The 15,847-nt window shown below is 40.4% G+C and carries 21 protein-coding genes; all 21 read left to right on the forward strand.

Going from position 1 to position 15,847, the window contains the following annotated elements; genetic code table 11:
• The first annotated feature begins 198 nt into the window (after positions 1–198).
• Positions 199–1,356 carry a two-component sensor histidine kinase DegS gene (gene degS / locus NST16_RS00315; protein ID WP_010332072.1) on the forward strand — a complete coding sequence of 386 codons (1,158 nt, stop codon included), beginning with the start codon at positions 199–201 and terminating at the stop codon, positions 1,354–1,356.
• Positions 1,357–1,438: 82 nt separating this feature from the next.
• Positions 1,439–2,128 (forward strand): two-component system response regulator DegU, encoded by a 690-nt coding sequence (degU, locus tag NST16_RS00320; protein ID WP_003219701.1) that lies wholly within the window; start codon positions 1,439–1,441, stop codon positions 2,126–2,128.
• A 96-nt stretch (positions 2,129–2,224) separates the two neighbouring features.
• A complete protein-coding gene (locus tag NST16_RS00325; protein ID WP_268449772.1) occupies positions 2,225–3,070 on the forward strand; it encodes a DegV family protein in 846 nt (281 codons plus the stop codon).
• 106 nt (positions 3,071–3,176) lie between these two features.
• Positions 3,177–4,571, forward strand: coding sequence for an ATP-dependent helicase ComFA (comFA, locus tag NST16_RS00330; RefSeq protein WP_340883414.1), 1,395 nt, complete (start codon positions 3,177–3,179; stop codon positions 4,569–4,571).
• A gap of 56 nt (positions 4,572–4,627) precedes the next feature.
• Positions 4,628–4,924 (forward strand): late competence development ComFB family protein, encoded by a 297-nt coding sequence (locus NST16_RS00335; protein WP_010332068.1) that lies wholly within the window; start codon positions 4,628–4,630, stop codon positions 4,922–4,924.
• The gene (locus NST16_RS00340; protein ID WP_268449777.1) at positions 4,888–5,610 is read left to right on the forward strand and encodes a phosphoribosyltransferase family protein; all 723 of its coding nucleotides are present in this window, start codon (positions 4,888–4,890) and stop codon (positions 5,608–5,610) included. The genes NST16_RS00335 and NST16_RS00340 overlap by 37 nt, the downstream gene beginning before the upstream one ends.
• A 73-nt stretch (positions 5,611–5,683) precedes the next feature.
• On the forward strand, positions 5,684–6,103 hold the full coding sequence (locus tag NST16_RS00345; RefSeq protein WP_024123026.1) for a TIGR03826 family flagellar region protein: 420 nt from the start codon (positions 5,684–5,686) through the stop codon (positions 6,101–6,103).
• Between the two features lie 80 nt (positions 6,104–6,183).
• Complete coding sequence (gene flgM / locus NST16_RS00350) at positions 6,184–6,450, forward strand: flagellar biosynthesis anti-sigma factor FlgM (RefSeq protein ID WP_010332065.1); 267 nt, start codon at positions 6,184–6,186, stop codon at positions 6,448–6,450.
• 14 nt (positions 6,451–6,464) lie between these two features.
• A complete protein-coding gene (gene flgN / locus NST16_RS00355; RefSeq protein ID WP_010332064.1) occupies positions 6,465–6,947 on the forward strand; it encodes a flagellar protein FlgN in 483 nt (160 codons plus the stop codon).
• An 18-nt stretch (positions 6,948–6,965) separates the two neighbouring features.
• A complete protein-coding gene (gene flgK / locus NST16_RS00360; protein WP_340883421.1) occupies positions 6,966–8,489 on the forward strand; it encodes a flagellar hook-associated protein FlgK in 1,524 nt (507 codons plus the stop codon).
• 9 nt (positions 8,490–8,498) lie between these two features.
• Positions 8,499–9,395, forward strand: a complete 897-nt coding sequence (gene flgL, locus NST16_RS00365; RefSeq protein WP_010332062.1) for a flagellar hook-associated protein FlgL — start codon at positions 8,499–8,501, stop codon at positions 9,393–9,395.
• Positions 9,396–9,441: 46 nt separating this feature from the next.
• Positions 9,442–10,017, forward strand: a complete 576-nt coding sequence (locus tag NST16_RS00370) for a DUF6470 family protein (protein ID WP_010332061.1) — start codon at positions 9,442–9,444, stop codon at positions 10,015–10,017.
• A gap of 20 nt (positions 10,018–10,037) precedes the next feature.
• Complete coding sequence (fliW, locus tag NST16_RS00375; RefSeq protein ID WP_010332060.1) at positions 10,038–10,469, forward strand: flagellar assembly protein FliW; 432 nt, start codon at positions 10,038–10,040, stop codon at positions 10,467–10,469.
• Positions 10,463–10,687: a carbon storage regulator CsrA gene (gene csrA, locus NST16_RS00380; protein WP_010332059.1), complete on the forward strand. Its 225-nt coding sequence runs from the start codon at positions 10,463–10,465 to the stop codon at positions 10,685–10,687. The genes fliW and csrA overlap by 7 nt, the downstream gene beginning before the upstream one ends.
• 146 nt (positions 10,688–10,833) lie before the next feature.
• Positions 10,834–11,739 carry a flagellin Hag gene (gene hag / locus NST16_RS00385; RefSeq protein ID WP_193659775.1) on the forward strand — a complete coding sequence of 302 codons (906 nt, stop codon included), beginning with the start codon at positions 10,834–10,836 and terminating at the stop codon, positions 11,737–11,739.
• A 229-nt stretch (positions 11,740–11,968) separates the two neighbouring features.
• Complete coding sequence (flaG, locus tag NST16_RS00390; RefSeq protein ID WP_340883428.1) at positions 11,969–12,298, forward strand: flagellar protein FlaG; 330 nt, start codon at positions 11,969–11,971, stop codon at positions 12,296–12,298.
• A 17-nt stretch (positions 12,299–12,315) separates the two neighbouring features.
• Positions 12,316–13,812, forward strand: coding sequence for a flagellar hook-associated protein 2 (locus NST16_RS00395; RefSeq protein ID WP_268449785.1), 1,497 nt, complete (start codon positions 12,316–12,318; stop codon positions 13,810–13,812).
• Between the two features lie 21 nt (positions 13,813–13,833).
• Positions 13,834–14,235 (forward strand): flagellar export chaperone FliS, encoded by a 402-nt coding sequence (gene fliS / locus NST16_RS00400; RefSeq protein WP_010332055.1) that lies wholly within the window; start codon positions 13,834–13,836, stop codon positions 14,233–14,235.
• On the forward strand, positions 14,232–14,573 hold the full coding sequence (locus tag NST16_RS00405) for a flagellar protein FliT (RefSeq protein WP_010332054.1): 342 nt from the start codon (positions 14,232–14,234) through the stop codon (positions 14,571–14,573). Before fliS ends, NST16_RS00405 begins: the two co-directional genes overlap by 4 nt.
• A 9-nt stretch (positions 14,574–14,582) precedes the next feature.
• Positions 14,583–14,960 (forward strand): hypothetical protein, encoded by a 378-nt coding sequence (locus tag NST16_RS00410; protein ID WP_010332053.1) that lies wholly within the window; start codon positions 14,583–14,585, stop codon positions 14,958–14,960.
• Positions 14,961–15,151: 191 nt separating this feature from the next.
• Entirely contained in the window at positions 15,152–15,721 is a 570-nt protein-coding gene (hpf, locus tag NST16_RS00415; protein WP_326331475.1) for a ribosome hibernation-promoting factor, HPF/YfiA family, read from the forward strand.
• Positions 15,722–15,847 lie beyond the last annotated feature (126 nt).

Below are 15,847 nucleotides of genomic sequence, written 5' to 3' on the forward strand. Positions count from 1 at the left end.
AAGCATAAAAGACTGCCTATACAAATTCGTACAGTCTTTAGAATTTTTGTGCGTATTTTGTTATCATAAAGAGTAAGAAGGTACATAAAATTGTTTTTTTCTAGAATATACGCATTCTTTCATTATAATTCGACACAATTTGCAGATCAATTACATTTATAATAAAAATATATGACAACACCGTGACGGAGGGAAATTATGAATAAAATAAAGATGGATTCCAAAGTTCTGGATTCTATTTTGATGAAGATGCTGAAAACCGTTGACGGGAGCAAGGATGAGGTTTTTCAAATCGGGGAGCAGTCGCGCCAGCAGTATGAACAGCTGGTCGAAGAACTGAAACAAATTAAACAGCAGGTTTATGAAGTCATCGAGCTTGGTGATAAACTTGAAGTGCAAACCCGCCATGCACGAAACCGTTTATCCGAGGTCAGCCGCAATTTTCATAGATTCAGTGAAGAAGAAATCCGCAATGCTTATGAAAAAGCCCATAAGCTGCAAGTAGAACTGACGATGATCCAGCAGCGTGAAAAGCAATTGCGCGAACGCCGGGATGATTTGGAACGCAGGCTGTTAGGCCTTCAGGAAATCATTGAACGCTCAGAATCACTAGTGAGCCAGATTACGGTTGTGCTGAACTATCTGAATCAGGATCTTCGCGAGGTTGGGCTGCTTCTTGCCGATGCGCAGGCAAAACAGGATTTTGGCCTGAGAATTATTGAAGCGCAGGAAGAAGAGAGAAAAAGAGTCTCGAGAGAAATTCATGACGGTCCTGCACAAATGTTGGCAAATGTTATGATGAGATCGGAATTAATTGAACGGATATTCCGAGACCGAGGCGCTGAGGACGGATTCCAGGAAATCAAAAATCTCCGCCAAAATGTGAGGAATGCCCTTTACGAAGTGAGACGGATTATATATGATTTAAGACCGATGGCCCTTGATGACCTAGGCCTGATTCCAACTTTGCGGAAATATCTATATACAACCGAAGAATATAACGGTAAGGTGAAAATACACTTTCAGTGCATCGGCGATACGGAGGAAAAACGACTCGCGCCTCAGTTTGAAGTTGCGCTCTTCAGACTCGCACAGGAAGCTGTGTCCAATGCGTTAAAGCATTCTGGATCTGAAGAAATTACAGTCAAAGTTGAGATTACAAAGGATTTTGTGATTTTAATGATAAAAGATAACGGCAAAGGATTTGACCTGAAGGAAGCGAAAGAGAAGAAAAACAAATCATTCGGCTTGCTTGGGATGAAAGAAAGAGTAGATTTATTGGAAGGAACCATAACGATAGATTCAAAAATAGGTCTTGGGACATTTATCATGATTAAGGTTCCGTTATCTCTTTGACTATGATTTGTAAAATAGAGCCAAAAGGCATATTGACCGAATACCAGAGTATATAGAACAATAATACAAGGAGGCGTGGCTTGTGACTAAAGTAAACATTGTTATTATCGACGACCATCAGTTATTTCGTGAAGGTGTGAAGCGGATATTGGATTTCGAACCTACCTTTGAAGTGGTAGCGGAAGGAGACGACGGAGATGAAGCGGCTCGTATCGTTGAGCACTATCATCCTGATGTCGTGATCATGGATATCAATATGCCGAACGTAAATGGCGTGGAAGCTACAAAGCAGCTTGTAGAGCTGTATCCTGAATCTAAAGTAATTATTCTATCGATTCACGATGACGAGAATTATGTAACACATGCCCTGAAAACAGGTGCAAGGGGTTATCTGCTGAAAGAGATGGATGCTGATACACTGATTGAAGCGGTTAAAGTAGTTGCCGAGGGCGGTTCTTACCTTCACCCGAAGGTTACTCACAACCTCGTAAACGAATTCCGCCGTCTTGCAACAAGCGGAGTTTCTGCTCATCCTCAGCATGAGGTCTATCCAGAGATTCGCAGACCATTACATATTTTAACAAGGCGGGAATGTGAAGTGCTGCAAATGCTTGCAGACGGAAAAAGCAACCGCGGAATCGGTGAATCATTGTTTATCAGTGAAAAAACTGTTAAAAACCATGTCAGCAATATCTTACAAAAAATGAATGTAAACGACCGGACGCAGGCCGTGGTGGTCGCCATTAAAAATGGTTGGGTAGAAATGAGATAGCATGAAACTGGACTTGCCTTTTTGAGGCAGGTCTTTTTTTAGGCTTCTGTTTCCCTTACAATAGAGTCATAAAGTGATAAGGCAGGTAACGAAGCTATGAATATTGCAGTAGTAACAGACAGCACGGCATATATTCCAAAAGAAATGCGTGAACAAAATCATATACACATGATTCCTCTCCAGGTTGTTTTTGGAGATGAAACGTATCATGAAGAAACAGAAATGGACTGGGAAAGCTTTTATCAAGAAGTGAAAAAACATACAGAGCTTCCGTCCACTTCTCAGCCTGCGATCGGCGAGCTGGTTGCTTTATATGAAGAGCTCGGCAAGTCATATGATGCGGTGATCAGTATTCATCTTTCTAGCGGAATTAGCGGAACGTTCAGCAGTGCAGCTACAGCGAATACAATGGTCGATAATATTGAAGTGTACCCGTTTGACTCAGAGATCAGCTGTCTGGCTCAAGGTTTTTATGCTCTGAAAGCAGCCGACTTGATCAGAAATGGAGCTTCATCTCCGGAAGATATTATAAAAGAACTGGAAGAAATGAAAAAAACCGTTCGTGCATATTTTATGGTGGATGATTTAACTCATCTTCAGCGAGGCGGACGATTAAGCAGTGCTCAAGCCTTTATTGGGAGTCTTCTAAAGGTAAAGCCTATTCTGCATTTTGACAATAATGTAATTGTGCCTTTTGAGAAGATCCGTACACGCAAAAAAGCAATTTCACGGATTTACGAGCTTTTAAATGAAGACGCGAGTAAGGGTATGCCGATGCAAGCTGCCGTTATTCACGCTAATCGAGAAGAAGAAGCATCGAAAATTATTGAAGAGCTCTCTGCAAAATATCCGCATGTTGAATTTTACAACAGCTACTTTGGTGCTGTTATAGGCACTCATCTTGGTGAAGGTGCAATAGGAATCTGCTGGTGTTTTAAATAAATGATGAAATCTCCGTTTTAGTAGCGGGGATTTTTTTAAATTCTTTTTTTAGCTGTTAGACAGCATATTTTCATTCGGGCATAGTGTCTTGCAAGGAGGCCGTACTATGCAGACTAAGACATCAGAATCGAACAGTCTATTCTCTAAAGAACTGCAGCAGCAGCTCCAGAGCCGTCATCTGCTTAGAACAGAAATCTCATTTTCTGACGAGATCATTGATTGGCATACCGAGCATGGTTATATATCTGCCGAGGAGTCATTATCAAAAAATAAACGGGGATATAGATGCAATAGATGCGGTCAAAATGATCAACAGTATTTTTCATCGTATCATTCATTTGGAAAAGATAAAGTTTACTGCCGCTCTTGTGTCATGATGGGCAGGGTGAGTGAGGATATTTCTTTATATTCTTGGAGTAAGGAGGCGGAGGCAAACTGGAAGCCTATAAAACTGACTTGGGATGGAAAGCTTTCAAGCGGACAGCAAAAGGCCGCTGACGTCTTAATTGAAGCAATTTCGAAGCAAGAAGAGCTCCTTATTTGGGCTGTTTGCGGCGCAGGTAAAACTGAATTATTATTCCCGGGTATAGAATTGGCATTAAATCTAAAACAGCGTGTTTGTATTGCGACCCCGCGCACCGATGTTGTATTAGAGCTTGCTCCGAGGCTGAAGGCTGCATTTCGAGGTGCTGATATTTCAGCTTTATACGGAGGAAGTGAGGACAAAGGGCGTTTATCTCCGCTTATGATTTCCACAACCCATCAGCTTTTGCGTTATAAAGACGCATTCGACGTCATGATCGTTGATGAAGTGGATGCTTTTCCATATTCCGCTGATCAAACCCTTCAATTCGCTGTCCAAAAAGCGAGAAAGAAAAACAGCACTCTTGTTTATCTAAGTGCCACACCTCCTAAAGAATTAAAAAGAAAAACGTATAAAGGTGAGTTGAAGTCCGTTCGCATACCGGCCAGATACCACCGGAAGCCGTTGCCTGAACCGCGCTTTCAATGGTGCGGAAACTGGAAAAAGAAATTAATCCGAAATAAAATCCCAAATTCGGTAAAAAGGTGGATAGAGCAGCATGTAAAAGAAGGAAGGCCTGTTTTTTTATTTGTTCCTTCCATTTCTATTCTGGAAAAGGCTGCTTCTTGTTTTAAAAATATGAGTTATCGAACAGCGTCTGTACATGCGGAAGACAAGCTCAGAAAAGAAAAAGTGCAGCAATTTCGAGACGGTCAGTTTGATCTGTTAATCACAACAACAATATTAGAAAGAGGTGTCACAGTTCCTATGGTCCAAACAGGCATCTTAGGGGCAGAATCGCCCATCTTTACGGAAAGCGCGCTTGTGCAAATCGCGGGAAGGACAGGCCGGCATAAAGAACATGCAGACGGTGATGTCATTTATTTTCACTTCGGAAAAACAAAGAGTATGATAGAGGCAAGAAAACATATCAAAATAATGAATGAATTGGCTTTGGAAAATAAGTTGATAGACTAGTTAATATTTAAAAACATGATACAGTATACTCATATAACTAATGAGGAGCTGTAAAAATGCTTGTCAATTCAAAAGAGATTATGATGCAAGAACTTTTTGACCGATATATGGACCAGCTTCATATGACCTGCACTTGCCAAGTATGCAAAAATGATGTACTGGCACTTTCTTTAAACCAAGTAAGACCAGCTTACGTCACTGATGTAAAAAAGATTGCATATACGAAAGCTGAGCTGGTAGATAAACAAAAAAACACGGCGATGCTTGTGATTTTGGCTGAATCAGCTGCTGTGGTATCGGAGAATCCGAGTGATCAATGCGAAATGAGACAGGAGGAGGCTATAAAAAACTGATCTGTCTATTGTGCGATTCACAATTTTCTCAAGCTGTTTCATGGTGCTCACTATTTTTATTAAAACCTGACGATAGGGTCTGCCAGTCCTGCAGAAATAAATTACAGATCATCAAAGGGGCCATCTGTCCGCTTTGCGGAAGACCTCAAACCGTTCATGAAGTGTGCGCGGATTGTGAGTCATGGAAATCAAGAATAGATGACGGCTTAAGGCTCAGCCAGAACCGTTCTGTTTACTTATATAATGACATGATGAAAGAAACACTTGCCCGTATGAAATTTAGGGGAGATGCAGAGATAATAAGCGCTTTTAAAAATGACTTTTCCTCTGAATTCTCTGCTGTCTATCCAGATAAACGCCTTGTGCTCGTTCCCATTCCGTTAAGTGAAGAACGGAAAGCAGAACGCGGCTTTAACCAGTCACAAATGCTTGCTGAATGCTTAAACCGGCCCATCCTCAATCCTCTCATCCGCCTGAATAATGAAAAGCAGTCTAAGAAAAAGAAAACGGAACGCCTGCTTTCAGAGCATGTTTTTGTAACAAAAAACAGCTCGGTTGAGGGTATGGATATCGTTTTAATCGACGATCTTTATACTACGGGCGCCACTTTGCACTATGCTGCCCGCTGTTTATTGGAGAAAGGCAAAGCTGGTTCTGTGTCATCTTTTACCTTAGTGAGAAGCTAAATGATTCAATTTTTGTGCCGATATAATGTCTAGAAATTACTGCAGGCATATTAATGAATAAGGAGTAAAAATGATGGGTGAACTGGCGAATTGTCCGAAATGCAATGCTTTATTTTTAAAAACAAAGCTGCAAACCGTGTGTCAGGCGTGTATTAAGGAAGAAGAAAAATCATTTGAGACTGTGTATAAATTTTTAAGAAAACAGGAAAACAGGCAATCAACACTGAGCCGCATAACTGAGGAAACAGGTGTGGAGGAAGAGCTGATTTTAAAATTCATCAGGCAAAAGCGAATCCAAATCACTCATCTGCCGAATTTGGCATACCCTTGTGAAAGGTGCGGGACATCGATTAGGGAAGGCAAGTTCTGCAAGGCTTGCCAGTCCGATATAAAGGATCAAATAGATCATCTGAACCAAGAATCCGCATTGAAAACAGAGCGAGAAAATAGTAAAAAAGACACATACTATGCCTATAATACCAAAAACAGCTGATTCCCTAAACTAACTGAAAACGCAGTCGATAAAAGGGTTAAGATTGTTTAAAGACTGCAACGGAAAGCGAGAGGAATCCTATGAAAATCAATCAATTTGGAACACAATCCGTTAATCCATACCAAAAAAATTACGAAAAGCAAGCAGTGCAAAAAAATGCTGCACAGCCTAAAGATAAAATTGAAATTTCATCGCAGGCTAAAGAGCTGCAAAATGCATCCGACGCAGTCACTGGTTCACGCCAGGAAAAAATCGCGCAGCTAAAAGCGCAAATTGAAAACGGGTCATACAAAATAGACGCAAATCATATAGCAAAAAACATGATTAATTTTTATAAAAAGCAGTAAAAAAGGAGAAAGCCATGTCAGCAAAGCCAATTATTGAACAATTGAAGCGACTTTGCGTTCTGCATGAGCATCTGCTCACGCTGTCTGAGGAAAAAACGGAAGCGCTCAAAGCCGGCAAAACAAAAGAGCTTTCTAACATTTTGACAAAAGAACAAAAATACATTCAAGCAATCGAACAGACAGAAGATGACCGGATTAAAGCGGCTTCCGCTTTTCTTGGATACAGCGAAAATAACACTATTTCTGCTTGTATCGCCAAAACGTCAGGCAGTGAAAAGGAAGAGCTTGAACTTTTGTTCGAATCTCTTACTAAAGTTCTCGGGCGTCTAAAAGAAGTGAATAAGCTGAATAGACAGCTGACAAGAGATGCGCTGCAATTCATCTCTATTTCGTACGATATGCTGGTTCCTAAGGATAATAACTTTAATTACAGCAAACAGATTAAAGCTGAGCTTCCGAAGAGCAGCCGGCTGAAACTGTTCGATTCAAAAGCTTAGCGGAAAGGAATTCAGAATATGACATCTACCTTTATGGGGCTTGAAACTGCAAGGAGGGCGTTAAGCGCTCAGCAGGCAGCGTTAAGCACTACTGCAAATAACGTGGCAAATGCAAACACCGATGGTTACACAAGACAGCGGGTGTCATTAGAGGCAACCGATTATTTCCCTGCTGTATCAAAAAATGCAGAAAAAACTGCGGGACAAATGGGAACAGGCGTTCAAGGGAAGTCAGTTGAGAGAATAAGAGATATTTTTCTTGACTACCAATACCGTCTCCAAAACAGCAGTTCCGGATATTATGACACGAAGGCTAAAGCCCTGTCCCAAATGGAAGGGATTATGAATGAGACTGGTGGCAGCGGATTAAACAGTGTGCTAAATTCATTTTGGAATTCTCTGCAAGAACTATCCAATAATGCAAATGAGGACAGTGCGCGTTCTGTTGTCTCTCAAAAAGGACAGGCTGTTGCTGATACGTTTAATCATATTTCTGAGTCCCTTACAAAAGTTCAATCAAATTTAAAAGCAGAACTAGATACTAGTGTACTAGATGTTAATTCACTGCTATCTCAATTAAACAGTCTCAATAAGCAAATTGCACAGGTAGAACCAGTCGGTCTGCTTCCGAATGGTTTATACGATCAACGTGATTTGCTGATTGATAAATTATCTTCAATTGTTGATGTCAAAGTGAGCTACAACAAATCAGGCGGGAATGCGCTTGCTTCTTCGGAAGGAACTGTATCGATCGAAATCCTGGATAAAAATAAACAGTCGCTGGGAACTGTTCTGGACGGAAAAAATTATGAGGTTTCAGAGCTGAAAGCTAACTATGATAATGAAACGGGCTTAGTGACAAGTATTTCAATTGGAGACACTGCGGTTCAAGCTGAGTCGTTCAGCAGCAATGGATCACTGTTAGGATTTATACAGTCTTATGGATATGTCACGGCAGACGGCAAAGAAAAGGGCATATATCCGGAGATGCTTTCAGATCTTGATCATATGGCGCTCGAATTTGCAAAAGCTTTCAATGAAGTACACCGAAATGGTCTGACAGAGAGCGGTGAACAAGGCGGGGACTTTTTTGATTTTACCGGGGGTGAAACTGAGCCGGCAAAAGGCGCAGCAGGTAAGATTAAAGTCACTGACAGCATAAAAGATTCAAAAGGCGCGAATATCGCTTTCTCACTTACTGGAGCAGCAAACGATAATTCAAACGCAACGAATTTAGCAAATGTGTTAACTGGGGACATCATCATTAACGGAAAAGAAACGAGTGTGCTAGATTATTATGCTGGTCTCATTGGCGAGCTGGGGATCAAAGCTCAAGAGGCGAATCGGCTGGCATCTAATACAGAAACACAGCTGAATGATGCAGACATAAACCGTCAGCAAATGAGCGCTGTTTCTTTAGATGAAGAAATGACCAATATGATTCAATTCCAACACGCATACAATGCTGCCGCAAGAATGGTAACGTTACAAGACGAAATACTCGACAAAGTGATCAATGGCATGGGTGTCGGAGGAAGGTAGGTAGATCAAATGAGAGTAACACAAGGGATGATTCAGCAAAACTCATTGAGATATATCGGTTCAAGCTACTCAAAGCTGGATAAACTTCAATCACAGATTTCTTCCGGAAAAAAAATCTCAAAAGCTTCCGATGATCCAGTAGTAGCTATGAAAAGTTTAAAGTACAATACGCAATTATCTCAAGTTCAGCAATACCAAAGTAATGCTTCTCAAGCCTTTACTTGGCTTGAAAACACAGAAACAAACATTACTGAAGGAATTGACATTATGTCAAAGGTCAGAGAGTTAGCTGTTCAAGCTCAGAATGACACAAATGGTGAAGCAGAATTGCAAGCAATTGGTGTAGAAGTAAAACAATTAAAAGAGCAGCTTTTAAATATTGCTAATACACAAGTGAACGGCAGATATATCTTCAATGGCACTAATTCAGATACACCCCCAGTTAAAGACAACGGCGACGGAACTTATACGATTTCTGATACCGCTGACGTTATTGTCAATATATCGGATAATATGTCATTAAAGGTGAACTCAGATCCGAAGGCAGCCTTTGGCGGTACTTCTGGAAGCGGACAAAATGTGTTTGAAATGCTTAATTCATTTGAGACAGCACTTAATTCAGGCTCTTTGGACGATGTGGACAGCGTTTTAGATGATATTGATCAATTTTCTGACGGTATGAGTGCAGAACGATCTGATATTGGAGCGAGATATAATCGTCTTGAACTGATTAATACAAGACTTTCAGCTCAAGAAGAAACAGCTACAAAAGTGTTGTCAGACAATGAAGATGTAGAACTGGAAGAAATAATAACTGAATTTATTGCGCAGCAAAGCGTGCACAGGGCTACTCTGGCTGTAAATGCGCAAATTGTTCAGCCTACATTGATCGACTTTTTAAAGTAAGCGGCTCTCAGGAGTTCGCTTTTTTTATAGTTTAGGAGGTAGAGTGATGCAAATTCCCAGATTGATTATGCATAGTGTTCAAGGGAAAATTGGTTTAACAACGACGCCTGCCAGCTTAAAAATGGAGCAGCCGCAAGCCGACTTGGAAATTGAACAGCCAAGCGCGGAAATGGAAATATCGGTGACCCCGGGAAAACTCACGATTGACCAGACGCAAGCATGGGAAGAATTAGACAGAAAGCATATATCCAAAAGAATCGAAGAAGCTGCCCAACAAGGGCATGAAGATGTAATGGAAGGTATAGCCCGTACCGCAGAAGAAGGAGACGAGCTTATGAGAATTGAAAATAAGGGGAACCCCATCGCTTCACAAGCAAAGAGGAACTCTGAGATGCACCAAATTCAATTAGGCGAACATTATGCCCCTTCTCTATCAAGGGTGAAAATACAATATACTCCGTCACAGCTTAATGTTCAGATTACACCGCGAAAACCTGTTATTCAGGCTGAACCGCATAAGCCGATTGTTGAATATACACCGGGAAACGTTAAGGTTGACATGCTCCAATACCCTGATTTAAATATAGAGGTAGAAAACCTAAAAGAATCACTCGAAAAGTAAAAAGAAAAGGATCGTGAACAATGATCATTCATACTAAATACCATGGCCAAATGAATGTAAAAGAAGAACAAATCATTCTTTTTGAAAACGGGATTCCGGGCTTTTTAGAAGAAAAACAGTTCGTCATTCTTCCGCTTTCAGAAGACTCTCCATTCGTGGCGCTGCAGTCCGTCACTTCAGAGAATCTTGCGTTCATTGTTGTAAGTCCGTTTATCTTTTTTAAGAATTATGAATTTGACCTTGATGAAGCAACTGCTGAACTATTGGATATCGATAATATTGAAGACGTAGAAGTCATGACATTATTGACTATGGCAGACCCGTTCGAAAAAACTACTGCTAATTTATTGGCTCCTATTATTGTGAATCGCAAGAACATGCTGGCTAAGCAAGTCGTTTTACACGACTCCCCATATACGACAAAGCATCCGATTGGAGGAGAATCATGCTAGTTTTATCGCGGAAAATAAACGAAGCGATTCAAATAGGTGCTGATATTGAAGTAAAAGTGATTGCGGTTGAGGGTGACCAAGTGAAAATTGGAATTGAAGCCCCAAAGCATATTGATATTCACAGGAAAGAAATTTACTTGACCATTCAGGAAGAAAATAACCGTGCGGCAGCGTTATCCAGCGATGTGATCTCCGCATTATCCTCACAAAAAAAGTGAGGATTTTTTTTATTTTTGTATTAACAAAATCATAGACAATCCGATATTAATGATGTAGCCGGGAGGAGACGCAAACACTCCGCCAGTTACAAAAAAACAAGGCACAAGGACGTGCCTTAACAACATATTCAGGGAGGAACAAAACAATGAGAATTAACCACAATATCGCAGCACTTAACACACTAAACCGTTTAGGCTCAAACAACGGTGCAGCACAAAAGAACATGGAGAAGCTTTCTTCAGGTCTTCGTATCAACCGTGCGGGAGATGACGCAGCAGGTCTTGCGATCTCTGAAAAAATGAGAGGACAAATCAGAGGTCTTGAAATGGCTTCTAAAAACTCTCAAGACGGAATCTCTCTTATCCAAACAGCTGAGGGTGCATTGACTGAAACTCACTCAATCCTTCAACGTGTTCGTGAACTAGTTGTTCAAGCAGGAAACACTGGTACACAAGACGATACGGATCTTGGTGCAATTCAAGAAGAGATCAGCAACTTAGTTGAAGAAATTGGAAATGGAACTGATAAAAACGGTATCTCTGATCGTACTGAATTCAATGGTAAAAAACTCCTTAATGGAGATTTCAATTCTACTGATGGAAAAAAACTCACTTTCCAAATTGGTGCAAACAAAGCACAAAAATTAGATGTACACATCGAAGCGATGTCATCTGACAAGCTTGGTGCAACTCAAGCTGATGGAACTCTTGTAGCTGGCCAATCGGTTGCTGACATTGATGTAAAACAATTTACTGCTGATACACCATCTCTTACATTTGATCAACAATTAGACATCGTTGATGGTGCTATTAAACAAGTTTCTAACCAACGTTCTAAACTTGGTGCGGTACAAAATCGTCTTGAGCACACAATCAACAACTTAAGCGCTTCTGGTGAAAACCTGACAGCTGCTGAGTCTCGTATCCGTGACGTTGACATGGCTAAAGAGATGAGCGAGTTCACAAAGAACAACATTCTTTCTCAAGCTTCTCAAGCTATGCTTGCTCAAGCGAACCAACAGCCTCAAAACGTACTTCAATTGTTACGTTAATTTTGAAAAAGACCTTGGCGTTTGCCTGGGTCTTTTTTTATATTCCTAACTCCAAATCTTCCCCCTTACTGTCTATAAGTCGTGATATAATAATCGGATTCTCCACTAACCTATAAAAGTATTTCCAAACAAGAATTCTAAAACAGATGAGTTTTTTTCCATAAATATGTGTAATCTTATCTCGACTTAGTCGATATAAACGATAGATTGGGACATAGGGGATGATCAATTGAACATTGAAAGGCTCACTACGTTACAACCCGTTTGGGATCGTTATGATACTCAAATACATAATCAGAAAGATCATGAGAGTGAGGTTCCTGTTCATCAAGTTTCATATACCAATCTTGCTGAAATGGTAGGGGAGATGAACAAGCTTTTGGAACCGTCGCAAGTTCACCTGAAGTTTGAGCTCCATGAGAAGTTAAATGAATACTATGTAAAAGTAATAGAGGACTCTACAAATGAAGTCATCCGCGAAATTCCGCCGAAACAGTGGCTTGATTTTCATGCGGCTATGACTGAATTTCTTGGGTTATTTGTAGATGAAAAAAAGTAGATTAGGAGTGGTTTGTAATGGTCACGAGAATAACAGGTCTGGCGTCAGGAATGGATATAGATGATATCGTATCAAAGCTGATGCAAACAGAAAGAGCGCCGCTTGATAAGCTGACTCAAAAAAAACAGACGCTTGAATGGCAGCGTGACAGCTATCGTGAAGTCAACTCAAAAATAAAAGAATTACAAGATTATATGTCTAAAAATACGTTGACATATCCGAGCACGTATCAGAGCAAAACTGTGACCAGCTCCAATGAGTCTGTGTTAACTGCTACAGGAAGCGCAAGTGCGCCAAACTCTTCTTCTACTGTTGAAGTAGCGAGTTTGGCAACTGCAGCAACGTATAAGGCAAATAATTATACGGGATACACACAAGGCGATTATAATTTGGCATTTAACGTTGTAGCACCTGGTGAGACAACGGCAAAAACAGTGAACATCAGTGTGACGAGCGCCGATACCATTGATAGTGTGATTTCTAAACTTAACAGCTCAGATCTAGGAGTATCAGCATTTAAAGATAAAATATGGAACGGTACAGAGTATGTAGAAACGATTGCGTTTTCTTCTAAAGCAACAGGTGCAGGAGGCAGCATACAGGCAGCAGACTCTGTTACATCCGACTTTATGTCCGGTCAGCTTGGTTTTTCTTTAGACGCTGATAATAAGCTCACTGCTTACAAAGAAGGAACAAATGCAAAGGTCACAATTAATGGCTTTGAAATGGAGAAGTTGACAAACAACTTTACGGTTAATGGCGTTACCTACTCGATCAAAAATACAACTGCAGCCACAGGCCCTGTTACCACATCTGTTTCTACTGATGTTGACGGAATTTATAACCAAATTAAAGAGTTTGTAGATAAATACAATGAATTGGTAGACAGCCTGAATGAAAAGCTGCAAGAAGAGAAGTACAGAGACTATACTCCGCTGACGAGTGAACAAAAAGAAGCAATGTCTGATAAAGAGGTAGAACTCTGGGAGAAGAAAGCAAAAAGCGGTTTGCTGAGAAATGATTCCAGCATCAGCACCGGCACGAACCAAATGCGGACTGATTTTTATTCTCAAGTAAATGCGGATGGAAAAACCTATCAATTGACTGAATTTGGCATCACAACCTCAAGCGCTTACCAATTGAGGGGACATTTAGAGATTAATGAAGATAAACTGAAAGCAAAAATAGAAGAAGATCCGAAAAGTGTTGCCGCCTTATTTACAAACGGAACGAACAGCAGTGCCTATAGTGATAAAGGGATTATGAAACGTATCGGCGACACACTGAAAAGCACAGTGAAAAGCATTGAAGCAAAAGCCGGCAATTCAACAATGGGAGCAAGCGACTATTCAATTGGGAAGAATTTGCGTTCCATCAGTACTGAAATCAGCGATATGCAGGACCGATTGAACACAGTAGAAAACCGTTATTATAAAAAATTCAGTGCAATGGATTCAGCAATTCAAAAAATGAATGAACAAGCGTCCTATTTATCACAGCTTCTTGTACAATAAATGTAATTTGGAGGATGACACATGGCGATCCAAAATCCTTATGCAGCTTATCAGCAAAGTTCAGTGAATACCGCTACGCCCGGTGAACTGACGCTTATGCTGTATAATGGCTGTCTGAAATTTATAAAACTTGCATGCCAGGCCATTGAGAATAATGATATAGAACGTAAAAATGAAAATCTGATTAAAGCGCAAAATATCATTCAGGAATTAAATGGCACGCTTAACCGTAACATAGAGCTTTCCGGTTCAATGGGTGCGATGTACGATTATATTTACCGAAGACTGGTAGAGGCAAATATAAAAAGTGACAAGAGCATACTGGAAGAAGTTGAGGGGTATGTGACAGATTTTCGAGATGCATGGAAGCAGGCCATTCAAATCGAACGAAAGGACCGGCATGGGTCAGGCGGAATTGCATGAAACAAATAGATCAATTATCAATTGAAACGAAAAGTATGCTGTCACATATACAGAACACACCAGAGAGCGATGAACTTTTAAAGCAAATTGAGGACTTTGTGGCAAAACGGAATAAACTCATCGAGGACATCTCTTTGCCGCTCTCGGAAGAAGAAAAGAAGCAAATGAAACTTGTGCTGACATGGGATCAGCTTATTGTGAAGGAAATGGAAAGACTGAAGCAGTCAATCGCAGCAGAACTTCAGCAGGTGAAAAGAAAACGCGCGATGCATACGACGTATTTAAATCCTTATAACAACATCACAATTGACGGCAGATATTATGACAAGCGTAAATAGGTGAGTGCCTTGAAGAGCATTGAAGATTATACGCTTTTATCAGCTTATTATCATCTTCTTTTTACAATTGAGGAAGGGCTGTGCTATTTGATAGAGGCGGAACAGAATTTATCAAAAACAGAAGGGGATCGGATCTACCAAGATCTGATCCAAGCCTTTTTTTATTTGGATTCCACCCATTCAACTCTTCTTTTCGTGATGAACACGCGGTGCGCAGAAGTATGCGTTAAGGCTTTTGACGAGATTTTTGCAGAATTTGATCAATTGGTTTCTTTCTCATTCCCCTCTCATGAATTTTGCGAGTATTTAAAAGGACATTTTCTGAATCATTATAGGAAATGGATGCTGTCCATTCATCGATGTATGGAGCCCTTTGTGATCAATTGACTTTGTGTAAGGCATTTTTTCTTATTATCAGCATATACATATACCTCCCGTCACCATAGGAGCATCAGTATAAATCGGCACAATTCGACAGAGTTCACTGAATTTTCACAAAAGGTTTACGTTTCAGCAGGAATTGTAAAGGGTAAAGGAGAAATAGATACATATCCTTAATAAAAGGGAGGCGTTCTTTGATGAACTATAACATCAGAGGAGAAAATATTGAGGTGACATCCGCGTTAAAGGATCATGTCGAGAAGAAGATCGGCAAGCTGGAGCGTTATTTTGAGCAAAGTGTAAATGCCGATGTGAACGTCAACTTGAAGTTTTACAATGACAAGGAGTCTAAGGTTGAGGTTACGATTCCAATGACAGATCTGGCGCTTCGGTCTGAAGTGCATAACGAGGATATGTACAATGCAATTGATCTCGCTACAAACAAGCTGGAACGTCAAATCCGTAAGCATAAAACAAAAGTAAACCGCAAATTCCGTGAGCAGGGTCTTCCGAAATCTGCATTGGCAAACGGCCTCGGCTCTGATACAGATATAGCGGTTCAGGACGAAACAGAAGAAGATGAAAGCTTAGAAATCGTCCGTCAGAAGCGCTTTAATTTAAAGCCGATGGATAATGAAGAAGCAATCCTACAAATGAATATGCTTGGCCATAATTTCTTTGTTTTCACAAATGCGGAAACAAACCTTACAAACGTCGTGTATCGCAGAAATGACGGGAAATATGGCCTGATTGAACCGACTGAATAATGAAGAGCAGCCTTCCGTGATTTTCGCGGAAGGTTTTTGTTTTTTCTTATTTGCAAATTCTTTGGAAATTAGAGAAGGTATGATATGATAATGAGAGGTATACATGGACTAGTAAATTATTTATAC

This window comes from Bacillus sp. FSL K6-1005 (assembly GCF_038000225.1).
GTDB classification, from domain to species: Bacteria; Bacillota; Bacilli; order Bacillales; family Bacillaceae; genus Bacillus; species Bacillus mojavensis.